This is a genomic window from Agromyces albus, assembly GCF_030815405.1.
Classification (GTDB): Bacteria; Actinomycetota; Actinomycetes; order Actinomycetales; family Microbacteriaceae; genus Agromyces; species Agromyces albus_A.
The window spans coordinates 4,022,530-4,039,062 of sequence record NZ_JAUSWX010000001.1 but is presented as its reverse complement, the minus strand read 5'-3'; the positions used below and the strand labels follow the sequence as shown (position 1 = coordinate 4,039,062).

The window sequence follows — 16,533 nt, the reverse complement described above, 5'->3', positions numbered from 1 at the left end:
CCCCGAGCCGTCGATTCCCGGCGAGTCGACGCTCAACGTCAACGTGTTCACGCCGGCCCCCGGCGACGGATGCCTCGACGGCTGCTGCGCTCCCGGTGCTCGTCTACATCCACGGCGGCGGCTATTTCGCGGGCTCCCCCGCGAGCCCGTGGTACGACGGCGCCGCGTTCAACCGCGACGGCGTCGTGACGGTCTCGATCTCCTACCGGCTCGGCTTCGACGGCTTCGGCTGGATCGCGGATGCCCCGATGAACCGCGCTGTGCTCGACTGGCTGCTCGCCCTCGAATGGGTGCGCGACAACATCGCGTCGTTCGGCGGCGACCCCGAACGCGTCACCATCGTCGGACAATCGGCCGGCGGCGGGGCCGTGCTCACCTTGCTCGGCATGCCGCGCGCCCAGCCGCTCTTCGCGGGCGTCTACAGCATCTCGGGCGTGGCGGCCGACGTCACCCTCGAGCGCGCCGAGGCGTTCGGCCGCCGCCTCGCCGAGGCCGCCGGCGTCGAACCGACGCGTGCTGGCTTCTCTGCGCTGAGCGAGGAGCGTCTCCGCGAGGTGCAGGGCGAGCTGAGCGCTCGCGAGCAGGGCGGCAGCCCCTTCGACGAGCTGCGCCGGTTCATCGTCGGCGGGCTCGAGTTCGGCCCGGTGATCGACGGCGACGTCGTGCCGATGCCCACGGTCGACGCGATCGCCGCGGGCATCGGGGCCGACAAGCCCCTCGTGCTCGGCGCGACCGACGACGAGTTCTCGACGATCCTCGACGGCGCGAAGGGCAAGCTCCGTTTCGTTCCCGCGCGGTTCCTGCTCGGCAGGGCTGGGCTCGAGCGCGCAGCCCGTTCGCCCTATCTCGCGGCGAATCGCGACGTCGCGAGGCTCGGCGGCGCCGCGGTCGTCGGCCGCTACCTCACAGATCGGTTGTTCCGCACCCTCGCCCTCCGCATCGCCCGCGCCCGCGGCGCTGCACCTACCTGGCTGTACCGCTTCTCGTGGGCCTCGCCGATATCGGGACGGGCCGTGCACTGCCTCGACGTGCCGTTCTTCTTCGATTGCCTCGATGCCGAGAGCGCGTCGACGTGGTCGCGGGCGACGCGCCCCCTCAGGCACTCGCCGACGAGGTGCACGGCGGCGCGGTCGCGTTCGTCACGAACGGCGACCCGGGATGGCCTCGATTCACGGATGCCGCAGGCTCCGTCCGGGTCTACGACACGACTTCCACCGTGGTTGGACACGGCTTCGCCGCGGTGCGGCCGCTGCTCTCGAACTGAGCCGCGCCGGCGACACGGCGGTGGCGAAGAGGACGATCCCGGGGGCTCCCCGAACGAGCGCCGCCGTGCTTACGATGTGGTCATGGCCCTCCCCGCGCTCTGGAACCTCGATGGGCGCGTCGCCATCGTGAGCGGCGCCGGCAGCCCCATCGGCATCGGATTCGCCGCCGCCCGCGCCCTCGGCGAGCTTGGTGCGGGCATCGTCCTCACCGCGACGAGCGAGCGTGTGCTCGAGCGCGCCGAGGAGCTCCGCGAAGCGGGCATCACCGCGGTCGGCTACGTGGCGCGACTGGACGTCGAGGAGGAGGTCGATGAGCTCTCCGCAGAGCTCGCGGCCACCGGCATCCGTCCCAACATCGTCGTCAACAATGCGGGCCTCATCGCGACCGGCGACCCCGAGATGATCGGCGGCGACGCCATGATGTCGCTTGACGAGTGGAACGCTCGATTCGCCATGAATCTCACGACGGCGTTCCTCCTGACGCGCGCGATGCTTCCCGGAATGCGGGAGACCGGCTGGGGCCGCATCATCTGCGTCTCGAGTGTCACCGGTCCGGTCATGGCGTCGCGCGGCGACGTCGCCTATGCCGCGGCGAAGGCCGGAATGCTCGGGTACGTGCGCGCCCTCGCGGTCGACGAGGCGGCCTACGGCATCACCGCGAACGCCGTCGCACCGGGCTGGATCGCCACCGCGAGCCAGCTCCCGAGTGAGGCCGAGGAGGCGCTGCTCGTGCCGCTCGGTCGCAGCGGCCGGCCCGAGGAAGTCGCATCGGCAATCGCCTGGCTCGCGACACCCGGAGCTGCGTACACGACCGGCGAGCTCATCGTCGTCGACGGCGGCAACGCCATCGCCGAAGAGCGCCGTTGAGTGGTGACCTGCCCATTCGCGGGAATGATCGGGGGCGCTACGCGCTTGAAGCTCACATGAGCGCGATCGAGGCATCCGCAGTCCCCGACGTCCTCGGCGAAGCCGAGCGCAGCATCGACGCCGTGCTCGAACGCCTGCACTGGAGCGTGCTCGAGTTCGGAGATCGCGAGCTGCCCGCCGGTGTCAAGGCGCGCGACGACGGCCCCGGCATCCGCTTCCACTACGTCGCGACGGGCGCCATCGAGGTACACCGTCGCGGCGACGAGCCGCTCGCCATGCAGGCCGGCGACTTCGTCATGATCCCGCACGGCGGGCCCGTCGAGATGCACACGAGGCGCGACACGATGCTGCTGAGCGGCTCGCTCGCCCTCAACGGCAGCGACCCGATCTCGGCGCAAGCCATGCCGGCCGTGCTGTTCACGTGCGGCTTCCGGGTGCACGAGCCGATCTTCGCCTCGCTGCTCGACACGATGTACCGCGAGGCGTCAAGCGATCGAGCCGGCAGCCACTCCGTGATCGAGCGGCTCGCCGACGTCGTGGCGTCCGCTGCCGTGCGCATCTGGCTCGAACGCGGATGCGGCAGCGCGCTCGACCTGCTCGCCACCGGGCGCGACCCGCACCTGAGCCGCGCGCTCGAGGCGATCCACGACGACCCGGGCTCGCCCTGGACGGTCGAGTCCCTCGCCCGCCTCGCCCGCGCCTCCCGCTCGCAGTTCGCCGAGCAGTTCAAGGACGCGGTCGGCGACTCGCCCGCCCGCTACCTCACGCGGGTGCGCATGGAGCGAGCCGAGCGGATGCTGCGGGCCGGGGCATCCGTCACCGACATCGCCTTCCAGCTGGGCTACGAGAGTGACGCGGGATTCAGCCGCGCGTTCCGGCGGCACACCGGCGTCTCGCCGAGCCTCTGGCGCCGCGCGGCCGTGCACGCCGTGGCGTAGCACGCCGCGCGACGCCGGCCGCTAGCGGGCGCGAGCCGAGCTCAGAACGCCGGCGCCGAGCACCGCCGCGATGCCGCCGCCGACGAGCGCCGCCTGCACCCCGACCGAGTCGACGAGGAGTCCGCCGACCGCCGCGCCGATCGTGATCGCGATCTGGAACGCGGCGACGACCAGGCCGCCGGCGCTCTCAAGGCGTTCGGGCACGACGTGCGCCATCCAGGTCTGCACCATGGTCGGGATCGCACCGAAACCGACGCCCCAGACGAAGACCGTGACGGCAGCGAGGGCGACGCTCGATCCGGCGAGCGCGAGCACGATCGTGCCCGCGCCGATCGCGACCGGTGCCGCGATCACCAGCACGGGCAGCCGGCGATCGGCGAGCGGCCCGGCGACCATGTTGCCGATGAAGCTCGCGACGCCGAAGATCATGAGCAGCAGCGCGAGCAGGCTCGGAGTGATGCCGTCGATCGCCTCGAAGGCTGGTCGCAAGTAGGTGAAGCCCATGAAGTGCCCGCCCGCGAGCAGGACGATCGCGAGGACGCCCAGGGCGACCACCGGGATGCGAGCCGTCTGCAGCAGGGTTCGGAAGCCCGGGGCACCGCTCGGCGGGATCGACGGCAGCGTCGCGAGCTGGGCCGCGAGCGTCAGCACGCCGGCCACGGCCGCGAGCAGGAACACCGCACGCCAGCCGAGCAGTTCACCGAAGTACGCTCCTGCCGGCACCGCGGCGATCGTCGCGAGCGAGACGCCGGTGTTCACCACCGTCATCGCGCGGCCGAGCCGGTCGGCGGGCACGAGCTGCGCCGTCACGGCGAGCGACATCGCCCAGAAACCCGAGATCGCGATGCCGAGCAGCAGGCGCGAGGCGAGCATGAGGCCGAACACGGGTGAGATCGCGACGAGCAGACTCGACGCGATCGCGAGCGTGGTGAGGCCGGCCATCACCCATCGGCGGTTCACGCGCGGGAGCGCCGAGACCACGAGCGGGCCGCCGATGACGCCGATGATGCTCGTCGCGGTGACCAGCTGGCCGGCCGTGCCCTCGGTGATGCCGAGCTCGGCCGCGATCGGCGAGAGCAGGCTCGCCGGCAGGAACTCGCTTGCGACGAGCGTGAAGATTCCGAGGCCGAGCGAGACGACGGCGAGCCAGGCGGATGGCCGGACCGCCGGGGTCGCGACTTCGGGCGGCGTGTCCGGGGACTGCGTCGGTGTCGACAGCGTGTTCGTTGACATGGTGCTCCTTCAAGTCGACTCCCAGCCTCCCGCGCTCAGCCGACATGCGCCCGACCGATCGTCCTCCTGACCCGACCGTTCCTCCGGAAGGCGCGGCGGCCGCGGCTGGCCAGCGCTTCGCTGTGAAGGCCTAGGCTGGCGTCGTGAGCGAGCTCGACCATCTTGTCGTGGCGGCCGCCGACCTCGACGAGGGCGTCCGATGGGTCGAGGAGCGCCTCGGCGTGGCCATGGACGCCGGTGGGAGGCACGAGGTCTTCGGCACGCACAATCGCGTCCTCTCCCTCGGCCCCGACTGCTACCTCGAGGTCATCGCCGTCGACCCCCAGGCACCCGCGCCGGGCCGGGCGCGATGGTTCGAGCTCGACACCGAGGCCATGCGCGCACGGCTCGCCGACGGGCCCGCGCTGGTGCATTGGGTGGTGCGCGTCCCATCGCTCGACGGAGAGCGGCACGTGATGGAGTTGAGTCGGGGAAGCAACCGTTGGGCGCTCACGGTCGCGCCAGATGGTCGGATGCCACTGGGTGGGCTCGCGCCGTCACGCATCCTCTGGCACACTCCGCCGCCGGCTACGCGCCTGCCCGACAAGGGCATTCGTCTGGATACGCTGAGCATCTCCACTCCCGATGAGGCGGCGCTGCGCCTTCTCGTGGCCGGCGTCGTGGGCCCCGTCACCGTTAGCCCGGGCGACTCGGGTCTCGCCGCGACCTTCTCAACCCCGTCGGGTCTGGCTGCGATCGGCGGCCCTACCGGCGTGGGGGGTGAGCGACCCCGGTACGACATCGCCGTCAGCTTGCCACTTGGCGTCGACCCCGAGCCGTACGCGAAGGGCGGCGCGACGTGGTGGCTGCCGGAAATCGATCCGGGTGCGCGACTCGAGACCGTGCGCGGCGTCCTCCGCGACGGCCCAGCGGCGTAAGGACCTTCAGGGTGCGATTGTCAGTCCTCTGTGTGATCGTGACCCCATGTACGAATGGGAAACGAGCGTTGTGGTGGTCATGAACTCGACCAACCAGGTGCTGCTCGTCCGCCAGGACTACGGCTACCGGTTCTTCGGCCTGCCAGGAGGAAAGATCGAAGACGGTGAATCGCCCGACGAGGCAGCAATCCGTGAGTTGTTCGAAGAGACGGGCCTGCGCACCAACGCCGTCACTCCGCACAGCGTCCACGATCTTGTGTACCCCGGGAGCGGCAGCAAGTACCGGGCACATGTATTCAGCTGCGATCAGGCCACTGGCGTACTCGACGTGCAGATGCCAGATGAGATCTCCTCGGTGGGTTGGTATGCCTTGAACGAGCTACCTTCCCCACTCACCCCCTCGGCTCAGGCAGTGCTGAGCATGACGTGACGACCGGAAGCGACCGAACGAACTCGGTTCGCGCCGTCAGGCGTGGGAGCTCGGCGAGGAGCCGTCGCTGCCTGCGGCCCGCCTCGGCCGGCGCTTGAACAGGCTGCGGATGCCCCACGCGCTGACGCGCACCATCGCCTCGACCACGATCGCCGGGCTCATCTTCGATCGGCCGTGCGCTCGCTCGACGAACGTGACCGGCACCTCGGCGACCGTGAGCCCAGCCTCGCGCGCGTGCCAGAGCATGTCGACCTGGAAGCCGTAGCCGCGAGTGTGCACGTCTTCGAGCCGGATGCGGCGCAGCGCATCGGCCCGGAACGCGCGGTAGCCGGCGGTCGCGTCGCGAGTGTCGAGCCGCAGCACGGCGCGGGCATAGGCGCTGCCCCAGCGGGAGAGCAGCTCGCGGCGACGCGGCCAGTTCTCGATCGAGCCGCCCGGGATCCACCTCGACCCGATGACGAGATCGGCGCGCCCCACGGCATCCGTCGCCTCGAGCCGTTCGAGCAGGCGCGGCAGTTGCTCGGGCAAGTGCGAGCCGTCGGCGTCGAGCTGCACGATCGGATCGAACCCACGATCGAGCGCCCACGCGAAGGCCTCGAGATACGCGGCGCCGAGGCCGTCTTTCGCGGTGCGGTGCAGCACCTGCACGACCGGATCGCCCGCTGCGAGCTCGTCGGCGAGCTCGCCCGTTCCGTCGGGTGACGAGTCATCGACCACGAGCACGGATGCCGCAGGCACCGCCGCGCGAACCCGGGCCACGGTGTCGGCGAGGTTCTCGAGCTCGTTGTACGTCGGGATGACCACGAGGGGCCGCGACATCCGTTCTCCCCTCGGTGCGTGCTCGGACCATCGTATGGGGCGCGGCAGGCGGGTGGCTGCGTGCGGTCGACGGCGAGGCCTTCCTCCGCATTGCCGCGGCCCTACCTCAGCTTCGCTGCAGCCACGCCGTGGCGGCCGCCGTCATGAGCTCCGCGGCGCGGTCGTCGTCGAGGCCTTCGCGAGTCAGGCGGCGCCAGGTCCAGAAGTCGAGTCCCAGTCGAATCAGTGCACGGCGTTCCGCACTCTCGCCCAACCCGGTTGCGAGCGTGTCGGCGAGCTGATCGAGCCGCGCATCCGCTGTGCGTCGCATCAACGAGTCGAGCGCGGGCACGGCGCCACGGTCGCGCTGGACCTTCTCAGCCATCGGCTCGGTCTCCCGGTACCAGCCGTACTGGGCGCGGAAGACGGAGCGAACCCGTTCGGCCGGATCGTCGGCCGTCAGGGCGGTGGCGACATCAGGGAGGGGATGCTGCTGCATCCAGTGCGCCTGGCAGGCACCGAAGAGGCCGGCGTCTTCGGGGAAGTGGTTGTACACCGTGAGCCGCTGGACGCCGGCCCGACGGGCGACTTCGGCAACCGTCGTCAGGGCAGGCCCCACCTCGGTGTGCAATTCCACCGTGGCGGCCACGATGCGCTCGCGCGTCTGCTGCTGGCTCGCGGCACGAGACTTGAGCTCGTATTTCCGCTTTTCGATTGACATGGTGTTCAACGATGTTAGCATCAAGAATCGATTAACGCTCTGTTCATTGAAAGAGGGCACATCATGCTGACCACACAGGCGCGGGTTCTTCGGGCCAACGAGGGCAAACTGGCCCAGCTCGGCTCGATCGGAGTTCGCTTCATCGTCGATTCGGTCGACTCGCGCGGAGCGTTCTCGCTCGTCGAGCATCCGATACCACCGCGCAAACTCGCGGCGCCGCTGCATCGGCATCACCGCGAAGACGAGTACACGGTCGTTATCTCCGGCGAGATCGGCGTGCTGCTGGGCGACGACGTGGTGTTCGGCGCACCCGGTGATGTGATCTTCAAGCCGCGTGGGCAATGGCACACGTTCTGGAACGCGGGCTCCGAGCCGGCTCGGGTTCTGGAGATCATCTCGCCGGCGGGTTTCGAGGTCTACTTCCAGCACTTCAGCGACCTGCTCGCCGCAGAGGGGTCACCGCCCGACCCCGCGAAGGCCGGAGAGATCGCAGCTCGCTTCGGGCTCGAGCTCGATCTGCCGAGCATCCCGCGACTGACCGCGGAGCACGGGCTGACCTTCGGCAGGGGCTGACGCGGGCCGGGTCGCCCTCGCCGGTTCCCCTCGACTCGGGCGGCCCGAATTCCCCACCGGAGCAGGGTCGGTGACGCTGCTCGTGGGCCACCATACTCTCGGGCGCCGGGGCAACGGGCGAATTCCGAGCCGTTCTCGCTATCGATCCGACTCGATGCCTACCCCAGTGAGGGGCACAACCCGAGTCAGTCGCACGATCACGCGGAGGAGGAGGAACAGCAAAACCGCGCCGCCGACATATGCGAGCAGGTCGAACGGATCGAACGCGCTGCCGAAGACCAAGCGTGCCGGTGGGACCACGGTGCCGATCGCGTCGGGGATGCCGGTGAGCTGAAAGAGCTCGATCGCCGTCGCGATCGCGAGCGCGGCCGAAGCGACCACGAGTGCTGGAAGCGTGGGCCGAACGAGCAGCACCAGCAGACCGACGAGCACGACGTACAGCACGCTGCCGATCCCATCGAGGAGCGGGGATCTGCCGAGCAGCTGCAGGCCGAGTCCGAGAGCAACGCACACCACAGCGGCCAGTGCGCCGAGCACCCTGGCGTTTCTCAGCGGAGCGTTCAGGCGAGGCATCCGATCAGTGAAGCACACCGACCTCTCGTCAGGTCGCCAGCCACGACCCCACCAGCTCACGAGTCGCGTCGGGGTCGTCGTAGTGCGGTGAGTGTCCCGCACCCTGCACCACGCGGTAGTCGACGAGCGGGGCGCGCTCGGCGATCGCCTCGGCATCGGCCGGATGCAGCATCGTGTAGACCTGCGGGTCGCCGCTGACCACGAGCGTCGGGACGTCCAAGCTGCCTGCCGCATCCATCAGGTCCCAGCGACCGGTGTCGGTGAACGTGCGCGTCACGGCCTCTGGGTCGACCTGGGCAATCGACTCCAGTTTCGCTTCGACGTCGCGGGGATCCCAGTGCGGCTTCTCCGCCTCGAGTTGCGTACGGGTGAGCGCGAGCTCCGCCTGCTGGTCGGCGATGATCGCCGGCTCATCCTCGGTCGGAATGCGCCACACGGGCTCGAGCAGCACGAGCCGAGCCGCCCAGCTGGGATCCGCAGCGGCGACGAGGGTCGCGGCGCTGGCACCGAGGGAGTGCGCGACCACCGCATCCCACGGTCCGGTCGCCGCCAGGTCGGACGCGTACGACGGCAGCGCGTAGTCGACTGCCGGGCGTTGCCCGCCATGCCCGCGCAACGCGACCGCCTCGGTCGTCCATCCGGCATCCTCGAGCCAGTGCCGCACACGCCACAAGCCTTCCGGGCTCGAGCTCAGGCCGTGGACGAGGAGTACGCGGGGCATGTCGCCAAGCTAACCGAGCGGAAGGGTCATCCGGATGTCAACACTGCTGTTTGGCCGGATGTTGCGGTGGCTCGGCGCGAAATCGGTGACGGCTCATCGCATGACGCCGAGGACACCCGCCCGATCGACGGCGTTCAAATCACGCGATGATCCCCTCGGCGAGCAGCTCCTGCAGGCCGCGAGCAAACTTCTCGCGGCCGCCGTGGGCCGGATGCCGCACACGTGGCACCGTGAGTCCGCTTCGCACCAGGCTGTTGTGGGCCACGGTCCCGACCGCGATCACCGTGCGGATCGAGAAGAGGTCCTGCAACGCCAGCCACGACCACGACCATTCCGCCGCTTCCGTCGCCGAAGGCGTTCGGTTCGAGAGTGGGATGCCTGGTCGATGCGGATGCAGCGGGTAGGCGCTCCACAACACGGGGAGGAAGTCGAGCTCCACGAGCGTGCGCCACATCACCGTCGCCGTCGGCTCGGCGGCGACGACCGGGAGCTCGTCGGGCACCTCGTACCCGTTGGCAGACCCGAGCAGACCGAAATGCTCGACTCCCTGCTGCAGGATTCCGGTGTTCGTGAACGGGACGCCCGTGATCCGCATCCCGCGATACCCGGGCGCCTCCCCCACGAGCAGCACCGCCGGCCGACGCTCCGCGAGCTGGTTGAGGTACAACGCGAGGTTCCGGCGCCGGATCGCATTGTTCGGGCGCGAGAAGTCGAACTGGTTCACGCTGTTCGGGCCGGCGGAGCTCGTCGCCAGCCGCTCGACGAACGCGTCGATAGTCAGGGTGGGCACGGTCACGTCGTCGCTTGCGGCCGCCCCTTGCGGGCGGCATATGCCTTCTGCATCTTGACGATGTTGCCGCAACCGGCCATGGTGCACCATCGGCTCGATCGGTTGCGCGAATGGTCGTAGTACGCCCAGCGGCAGGAGTCGCGCGCGCACGCCTTCAGCCGAGCCCAGGTGCCGTCTTCGGTCGACTGCCGCACGGCATCGAGCATGCCGGCGAGCGCGCCTCGAACCGGCCGGGTGCTTGCCGGGACGAGCCCGAAGCTCTCCGATTCACCGAACGACACCCGCACCGGCAGTTCTTCGAGCGCTTCGTTGAGGCGCTGGATCGATGACGCGTCGGCATCATGGCCGGCGTGCAGCTCGAGCACGCCGCGCAATCCCTCGCGCAGCTTCTTGGCGAACGCGAGATCTTCCGGCGTCGCCGTGACCGCCGACGTCAGGAGTCCGCGAGCGCGCAGCCAGTCACTGAGATCGCTCGGCTCCTTCAGGCGTTCGTCGTCGAGTTGGTACTCGACCGTGTTCACGAAGTCCCGCACGAGCCGAAGGGCCGGCGGGATGACGTCGTCTTCCTTCTGAAACGCCAGATCCGTTTGTGCACCCATAACACCAGCGTAACCCCTTGACAGGTGTTACGACCAGAGGCAAGGTGGATAACACCGATAACAGCAGTTCAGTGGTGTTACGAGACGGAGGCTCGAAGATGTCGGGATACGACGAAGCCAGCGAATACGACGCTCCATTCCAGAGAGCGAGCGCACGTGTGAACGAACGCGGGGCGACGAATCCCGCGAGATCCCGCCTGCTGCGGTTCGCCGAGTGGCGTGCCAAGCGACGCGCAACCAGGCCCGAGCGGCGCGCCGCCAGGCAAGAGGAGTGGTCCGACCAGATCCCGCCTTGGTCGTTCGGCATCTTGCACAGGTAAGCGAATTGCGCTCACCCGCGCCGTGCCCAGTCAGCCTTGGGCGATGACGCCCGTCTGCGCGACCTCGCCGAGCCAGGCGAGGCTCGGCTTCGGCAGCCGCTCGAACGTGCGCGGGTCCCAGCCGATGAGCCCGAACGTCGGCTTGAAGCTCCCCCACTCGTAATTGTCGAGTGCGCTCCAGTGCAGGTATCCCTGCACGTCGATGCCATCGGAGATCGCGGATGCCACGGCGCCGAGCGCGCCCCGCGTGTAGTCGATGCGGCGGCCGTCGTCTGCCGTGGCGATGCCGTTCTCGGTCACGTACACCGGCAGCCCGTTGCGGGCCCACGAGTTGCGGATGCCGTCGCCGATCGCTGGCGGGTAGTACTCCCAGCCCGTTAGCGTGAGCTCCGCGTCATCGGGAATCGGAAGCGGCCCGTCGGCCCCGATCTTCGTGCGCGTGTAGGCCTGCACGCCGACCCAGTCGTCTCCGGATGCCGCGTCGAGGAACACGTCCTCGCGCGACCGGCCGTACTCCGCCGCGACCTGCTCGGCCCCGGGCTCGGCCTGGTAGGCCTGCGTCGCGATCGACCACCCGGCGCGGCTGCCGGCCCCGCGCACGAGCTCGACGGCGCGCTTATGCGCGTCGATCAGCCGGTCGGTCACGTGCGGCACGCCGGGCGGGAGCCCGATCGACGGAAATCCCACGGCCGGGTCGGCGAGCACCGAGACCATGTTCGGCTCGTTGATCGTGCACACGAGGTCGACCTCGTCGAGCACCGGCAGCGCGGCCTCGACGAACCGGGCGAAGCGGTCGGTCGCGGCATCCGTCAGCCAGCCGCCCTCGCGCGCGAACCACACCGGATTCGTGAAGTGATGCAGGGTCACGATCGGCTCGAGTCCGAGCCCGCGGGCGGTGTCGACCATGCGGCGGTAGTGGTCGATCATCGCCCGAGAGACGAACCCCTGCTCGGGCTCGATGCGCGCCCACTCGATGCTGAACCGGTAGGCGTTCAGCCCGGCCCCTGCGAGTAGGGCCATGTCCTCGGGATAGCGGTGGAAGCTGTCGGCGGCGTCGCCCGAGGGCGTCTCGACCGGGGCGCCGGGCAAGTGGCCGTGCTCGCGATGCCACCAGTCGGAATTGACGTTGTTGCCCTCCACCTGGTGGGCGGCGGTCGAGGCGCCCCAGAGGAAGCCGTCGGGGAAGCGGATGTCTGCCATCCAGCCCTCCTTCACTTGGATCGAAACTCGGATCGGATCGGAATCACTTGATTCCCGTGAGCGCGATGCCCTGCACGAAGTAGCGCTGCAGCACCACGAAGATGAGCAGCACGGGCACGACCACGACGACCGCGCCGGCCATCATGAGCCCGTATTGCGCCGCGTTCTGGCCCACCGAGTACAGCGCGAGCGCCACCGGCAGGGTGTACTTGTCTTCGCTCGTGGCCACGACGAGCGGCCAGAGGAAGTTGTTCCAGCTCCCGAGGAACGTGAGGATCGTGAGCGTCGCGACCGCCGGTCCGCACAACGGCATGATCACGCTGAGGAACGTGCGCCACTCCCCCGCGCCGTCGATGCGCGCCGCCTCGATGATGTCGTCGGGCAGGCTCAGCATGAACTGGCGCATCAGGAACACCCCGAGCGGCGTGATCAGGAACGGCAGGATCATTCCCGGGTAGGAGTTCACGAGCCCGAGATTCGCGGTCAGCACGAAGAGCGGAACGAAGGTCACGACGCCCGGCACCATGAGCGTGCCGAGCACGAGCACGAAGAGCACCTTCTTGCCGCGGAACTCGAGCTTCGCGAGGGCGTAGCCGACCATCGACGAGAACACGATGTTGCCGAGCGTCACGAACACGGCCACGATGATGCTGTTCGTGAAGAACGTCGCGAAGTCGAGCCTGCCGAACAGCTGCGTGTAGTTGTCGATGGTCGGCTCGATCGGCCAGAAGTTCGTCGGGTACTGGCGGATCTCGGCGGTGGTCTTGAACGAGCCGAGGAGCATCCACACGAACGGCATGACCATCGCGACGAGACCGAGCGTGAGCACGACGTAGAGCCACCAGCGCGGTCGCGGCCGGCGTCGACGACGACTGGGCGAACCGGTCGAGGTCGAGCGAGCGGATGCCGCGTCGCGGGCGGCATCCGACACCGCAGTGTCTTTCGTGGTCGCCGACATGTCAGTCCTTCTTTCCGAGCAGCCGGAACTGGATCAGCGACAGCGCGACGATCGCGAGAAAGAGCACGTAGCTCGCCGCGGAGGCGTACGAGTAGTTGCCGAATCCGAACTGGTTGAACGTGTACATCGCGGCCGACAGGGTGGCGTCGAGCGGCCCGCCTCGCGTCATCACGAACGGCTCCTCGAAGAACTGCAGGAAGCCGATTCCGGTGATGACGGCCGCGAAGAGCAGCGTGGGGCGCATCGCCGGGATCGTGATGTTGCCGAAGCGCTGGAACGCGTTCGCGCCGTCGACCATCGCCGCCTCGTGGTGCTCCTTCGGCACCCCCTGCAGTCCGGCGAGGAAGATCACCATGAGGGTGCCGATGTTGCGCCAGACCGCCATGAGGATGAGCGAGGGCAGCGCCCACGTCGTGCTCTGCAGCCAGCCGGGGCCGGCGATGCCGAACCAGCCGAGGAACCCGTTGAGCAAGCCGTCGGGCTGGAGGATGAACCGCCAGACGATCGCGATCGCCACGATGCTCGTGACGACCGGTGCGTAGTAGCCCACCCGGAACACCGTGCGGAACTTCGCGATGCCCGTGTTCAGCGCGAGCGCCACGGCGAGCGCGAGGGCCATCGTGAGCGGCACACCCACGATCACGAAGACCGCGGTGTTCAGGAGCGACCGCACGAACCGCGGGTCGGCGAAGAGTTCGGCGTAGTTCTCGAAGCCCACGAAGTTCACGTTGAACGGCGTCTGCAGGTCTCGCGTCGTGAGATCGGTGAAGCTCATCATGAGCGACGCGACGATCGGTCCGGCCATGAACACGAGGAACAGGATCAGGAACGGTGCAGCGAAACCCCACGCGACGAGCGTGGCGTGCCGGCTCCGACGCGACGCGCGAGCGCGCGCCGGAGCCTGCGGGGCGAGGGTGGCCATGATCCCTACTGGCCCGTGCCGATCGACTCGGCCTGCTGCTGCACCGCAGCGAGTGCATCTTCGACGTTGGTCTCGCCACGCGTGACCTTCTCGAGCTCCTGGTCGACGATCGCCGAGACTTGCGCCCACGTGGGGATCGCCGGCGGGGCCTTCGAATCGGCGAGCTGCTCGCCGAAGACGCTGAGGTACGGGTCGTCGGCGAACACCGGGTCGTCCCATGCGGCCTCGACGCTCGGCAGGTCGGTCGAGATGTCGTACCACTGCACTTGCGTCTCGGGCTGGCTCAGCCAGCGCACGAACTTCCACGCGGCGTCGCGGTTCTCGCTGTCATCGAAGACGGCGAGGTTGCCGCCGCCCGTGAAGCTCGTGCGAGTGTCGGCGCCCGGCACCATCGCGACGGCGAACTTGTCGGCGAACTCGGCTCCGCCCTGTTCGCGCAGCAGGCTCACGTGGTACGGCCCGCTGAAGAACGATCCGACCTCGCCCGAGATGAACTTCTGCTCGATCTCGCCACCCTCGAGGCGCACGGGCTCGGAGATGCCCTCCTCGAAGAAGCTCGCATAGAACTCGAACGCCTCCTGCCACTCGGGGCTGTCGAACTCGAACGTCTCGCCGTCGGAGTCGAGGATGTCTCCACCCTGCTGCCAGGCAAGCGGTGCGACGTACTGCCACGAGTCGAATCCGCCGGGCGGGAGTGAGACACCGGAGGTCGCGCCCTGGCTCTTCAGTGCCGCGGCGAAGGTCTTGTACTCCTCCCACGTCGTGGGGGCTTCGACGCCGGCCGCCTCGGCCAGGTCGGTGCGGTAGTAGAGCACGCGGGTGTCGACGTACCACGGAACGCCGTAGGCCACGTCGTCGACGACGGTGGTGTTCCACGAGCCCTCGAAGAAGTCGCCCTCGTCGACGAGCCCGTCGGGCGTCGGCTCGAAGGCACCGGTGGCGGCGAACTCGCCGACCCACGTGGTGCCGAGCATCGAGATGTCGGGGGTCTCGCCGCCGGCGATCGCGGTGGCGATTCGGTCGTGCGCACTCTCCCACGGCACGGCGGTGACGTCGATCGTGACGTCGGGGTTCTCCTCCTCGAACTTGGCGGCGAGCTCGCCGAGCACTTCGCCCTCGTTGCCCATCGCCCAGATCTCGACCGTGCCCGTGGCGGGCTTGTCGTCGATCTCGCCCTTGCTCTCAGGGCCGCCGGCCGCTCCGTCGCCTCGTCCGCACGCGGTCAGCATGATCGCGCCGGCAGCCACGATCGCGCCGGCTGCCACCATGCGCCCGGTTGCTCGCTGTGATCTCCATCGATTCATCGTCTCGGCCTCCATTGGTCGGTGCCCGCTTGGGCTCGTGCGACGGCTACCCGACGCAACGCGTCCCAACATAGCGCAGAAACCTTTCATGCGATAGGTTTTAGATATGGAAGGCCGGTAGGTTTTGGGTATGAACAGCAATGAGGCGACGGATGCCGCGAGCGGCACAAGCGCGTCGACGCCGACGCCCGAGGCATCGGGGCACGAGGCATCCGGTGCCCCCTCATCGCGCGCGCCGCGCGGCAGTTACGCGAAGGGGCAGGCCAAGCGCCAGGAGATCGTCGACGCAGCGCTCGTGGTATTCGGCCGCAGCGGGTACCACAGCGGATCGCTGCGCGAGATCGCGAAACGGGTCAACCTCACGCTCGCGGGACTCATGCATCACTTCGCCGGCAAGGAGGAGCTCTTCACCGAGGTGCTCCGCCAGCGCGATGCGCGCGTGCAGGAGGCCGCCGGCGACGTGTCGGAGTTCACGCTGCTCGAGCAGATGCGCAAGGTCGTCGCCTACAACCAGACCACTCGCGGCCTTACCTCGCTCTACACGGTGATCTCAGCTGAGGCCACCGACAGCGAGCACCCCGCGCACGAGGAGTTCGCACGGCGGTATGCCGACACCGCGACCTCGACGCGCGGCGTGCTCGTCGATGCCCAACGCGACGGCATCATCCGCGCCGACATCGACACCGCGCACGCCGCCCGACTCATCGCCGCCGTCATGGACGGCCTGCAGCAGCAGTGGCTGCTCGACGAGTCGGTCGACATGACGGCGGCGTTCGACGAGTTCGTGCGTGGCTACCTGCTGGCACCGCGCGGCGACGCCTGAGACCTCAACTCGCCGCCACCCCGCGCTTGACCCTGGCGTAGTGGCGGCGCGCCTTCTCGCGGTTGCCGCACGTCTCCATCGAGTGCCACTTGCGCGCGTTGGCGCGGCTCTCGTCGATGAGGAAGTGCTGGCAGTCGGAGGCGGCGCACGGCCGGATGCGGGAGCCCTGCTCCCCCTGCAGCGCGCTCCACTCCTCGATGGCCTTCGCGCCGATCGCGAGCGCGGGGTCGACCTCGTCGACCCACTCGAGGCCGCCGTCGCGCAGTTCGGCGCGCTTGCGCATGGCGCCGGCCCACGGCGCGAGCGCAGTGGCATCCGCCTGGCCTCGAAGGAACCGCACGAGCACCTCGCGCGCCGCCCGCGCATCGGCGATCTCAGCGCGGGTGCCGGCGTGGCCGTGGGCCTTGAGCCACGCGGATGACGCGGTGTCGTCGGCGAGCTCGTCGCTGACCTCGTCGCCGAGCACGAGGCGCGAGTTCACGAGATCGAGCAGCAGAGAGGTAGACATGAGGGGTCTCGATTCGGACGATGATGTTCTAACCATGTTAACGCACTGGACAGGTTGGAATAATCCCGCTATC

18 protein-coding genes are annotated in these 16,533 nt (G+C 69.0%); 6 read left to right on the top strand and 12 right to left on the bottom strand.

Going from position 1 to position 16,533, the window contains the following annotated elements; translation table 11 throughout:
* Positions 1 to 95: 95 nt before the first annotated feature.
* Together QFZ29_RS19225 and QFZ29_RS19220 are read left to right on the top strand one after the other, a co-directional pair.
* Complete coding sequence (locus tag QFZ29_RS19225; protein WP_306896160.1) at positions 96 to 2,132, top strand: SDR family oxidoreductase; 2,037 nt, start codon at positions 96 to 98, stop codon at positions 2,130 to 2,132.
* A 56-nt stretch (positions 2,133 to 2,188) separates the two neighbouring features.
* Entirely contained in the window at positions 2,189 to 3,070 is an 882-nt protein-coding gene (locus QFZ29_RS19220; protein ID WP_306896158.1) for an AraC family transcriptional regulator, read from the top strand.
* 21 nt (positions 3,071 to 3,091) lie between these two features.
* On the opposite strand, the gene QFZ29_RS19215 is transcribed toward QFZ29_RS19220, so the two are convergent.
* The gene (locus tag QFZ29_RS19215) at positions 3,092 to 4,303 is read right to left on the bottom strand and encodes an MFS transporter (protein WP_306896156.1); all 1,212 of its coding nucleotides are present in this window, start codon (positions 4,301 to 4,303) and stop codon (positions 3,092 to 3,094) included.
* A gap of 143 nt (positions 4,304 to 4,446) precedes the next feature.
* Between QFZ29_RS19215 and QFZ29_RS19210 the strand changes: the two genes are divergently transcribed.
* Both QFZ29_RS19210 and QFZ29_RS19205 read left to right on the top strand, forming a co-directional pair.
* Positions 4,447 to 5,220, top strand: coding sequence for a VOC family protein (locus tag QFZ29_RS19210; RefSeq protein WP_306896155.1), 774 nt, complete (start codon positions 4,447 to 4,449; stop codon positions 5,218 to 5,220).
* A gap of 46 nt (positions 5,221 to 5,266) precedes the next feature.
* Positions 5,267 to 5,650, top strand: a complete 384-nt coding sequence (locus QFZ29_RS19205) for an NUDIX hydrolase (RefSeq protein WP_306896153.1) — start codon at positions 5,267 to 5,269, stop codon at positions 5,648 to 5,650.
* A gap of 36 nt (positions 5,651 to 5,686) precedes the next feature.
* On the opposite strand, the gene QFZ29_RS19200 is transcribed toward QFZ29_RS19205, so the two are convergent.
* Together QFZ29_RS19200 and QFZ29_RS19195 are read right to left on the bottom strand one after the other, a co-directional pair.
* Entirely contained in the window at positions 5,687 to 6,469 is a 783-nt protein-coding gene (locus tag QFZ29_RS19200) for a polyprenol monophosphomannose synthase (RefSeq protein WP_306896151.1), read from the bottom strand.
* Positions 6,470 to 6,575: 106 nt separating this feature from the next.
* Positions 6,576 to 7,169: a TetR/AcrR family transcriptional regulator gene (locus tag QFZ29_RS19195; RefSeq protein WP_306896149.1), complete on the bottom strand. Its 594-nt coding sequence runs from the start codon at positions 7,167 to 7,169 to the stop codon at positions 6,576 to 6,578.
* A gap of 63 nt (positions 7,170 to 7,232) precedes the next feature.
* On the opposite strand from QFZ29_RS19195, the gene QFZ29_RS19190 reads away from it, so the two are divergent.
* A complete protein-coding gene (locus QFZ29_RS19190; protein ID WP_306896147.1) occupies positions 7,233 to 7,742 on the top strand; it encodes a cupin domain-containing protein in 510 nt (169 codons plus the stop codon).
* A 138-nt stretch (positions 7,743 to 7,880) separates the two neighbouring features.
* Here the strand turns inward: QFZ29_RS19190 and QFZ29_RS19185 are convergent, their stop codons facing one another.
* The 8 genes from QFZ29_RS19185 to QFZ29_RS19150 form a co-directional block, all read right to left on the bottom strand.
* Positions 7,881 to 8,279 carry a DUF2809 domain-containing protein gene (locus tag QFZ29_RS19185; RefSeq protein WP_306896145.1) on the bottom strand — a complete coding sequence of 133 codons (399 nt, stop codon included), beginning with the start codon at positions 8,277 to 8,279 and terminating at the stop codon, positions 7,881 to 7,883.
* A 64-nt stretch (positions 8,280 to 8,343) separates the two neighbouring features.
* Entirely contained in the window at positions 8,344 to 9,036 is a 693-nt protein-coding gene (locus QFZ29_RS19180) for an alpha/beta fold hydrolase (RefSeq protein ID WP_306896143.1), read from the bottom strand.
* 139 nt (positions 9,037 to 9,175) lie between these two features.
* Positions 9,176 to 9,826: a uracil-DNA glycosylase gene (locus QFZ29_RS19175; RefSeq protein WP_306896141.1), complete on the bottom strand. Its 651-nt coding sequence runs from the start codon at positions 9,824 to 9,826 to the stop codon at positions 9,176 to 9,178.
* 2 nt (positions 9,827 to 9,828) lie between these two features.
* Entirely contained in the window at positions 9,829 to 10,425 is a 597-nt protein-coding gene (locus tag QFZ29_RS19170) for a CGNR zinc finger domain-containing protein (protein WP_306896138.1), read from the bottom strand.
* Positions 10,426 to 10,775: 350 nt separating this feature from the next.
* A complete protein-coding gene (locus tag QFZ29_RS19165) occupies positions 10,776 to 11,945 on the bottom strand; it encodes a glycoside hydrolase family 1 protein (protein ID WP_306896136.1) in 1,170 nt (389 codons plus the stop codon).
* Between the two features lie 43 nt (positions 11,946 to 11,988).
* Entirely contained in the window at positions 11,989 to 12,903 is a 915-nt protein-coding gene (locus tag QFZ29_RS19160; RefSeq protein ID WP_306896134.1) for a carbohydrate ABC transporter permease, read from the bottom strand.
* A gap of 1 nt (position 12,904) precedes the next feature.
* A complete protein-coding gene (locus QFZ29_RS19155) occupies positions 12,905 to 13,825 on the bottom strand; it encodes a carbohydrate ABC transporter permease (RefSeq protein ID WP_306896132.1) in 921 nt (306 codons plus the stop codon).
* 5 nt (positions 13,826 to 13,830) lie between these two features.
* Positions 13,831 to 15,093, bottom strand: coding sequence for a sugar ABC transporter substrate-binding protein (locus QFZ29_RS19150; protein ID WP_306896131.1), 1,263 nt, complete (start codon positions 15,091 to 15,093; stop codon positions 13,831 to 13,833).
* Between the two features lie 166 nt (positions 15,094 to 15,259).
* On the opposite strand from QFZ29_RS19150, the gene QFZ29_RS19145 reads away from it, so the two are divergent.
* Entirely contained in the window at positions 15,260 to 15,952 is a 693-nt protein-coding gene (locus QFZ29_RS19145; RefSeq protein ID WP_306896129.1) for a TetR/AcrR family transcriptional regulator, read from the top strand.
* A 4-nt stretch (positions 15,953 to 15,956) separates the two neighbouring features.
* Here the strand turns inward: QFZ29_RS19145 and QFZ29_RS19140 are convergent, their stop codons facing one another.
* Entirely contained in the window at positions 15,957 to 16,460 is a 504-nt protein-coding gene (locus QFZ29_RS19140) for a CGNR zinc finger domain-containing protein (protein ID WP_306896127.1), read from the bottom strand.
* Between the last annotated feature and the right edge of the window lie 73 nt (positions 16,461 to 16,533).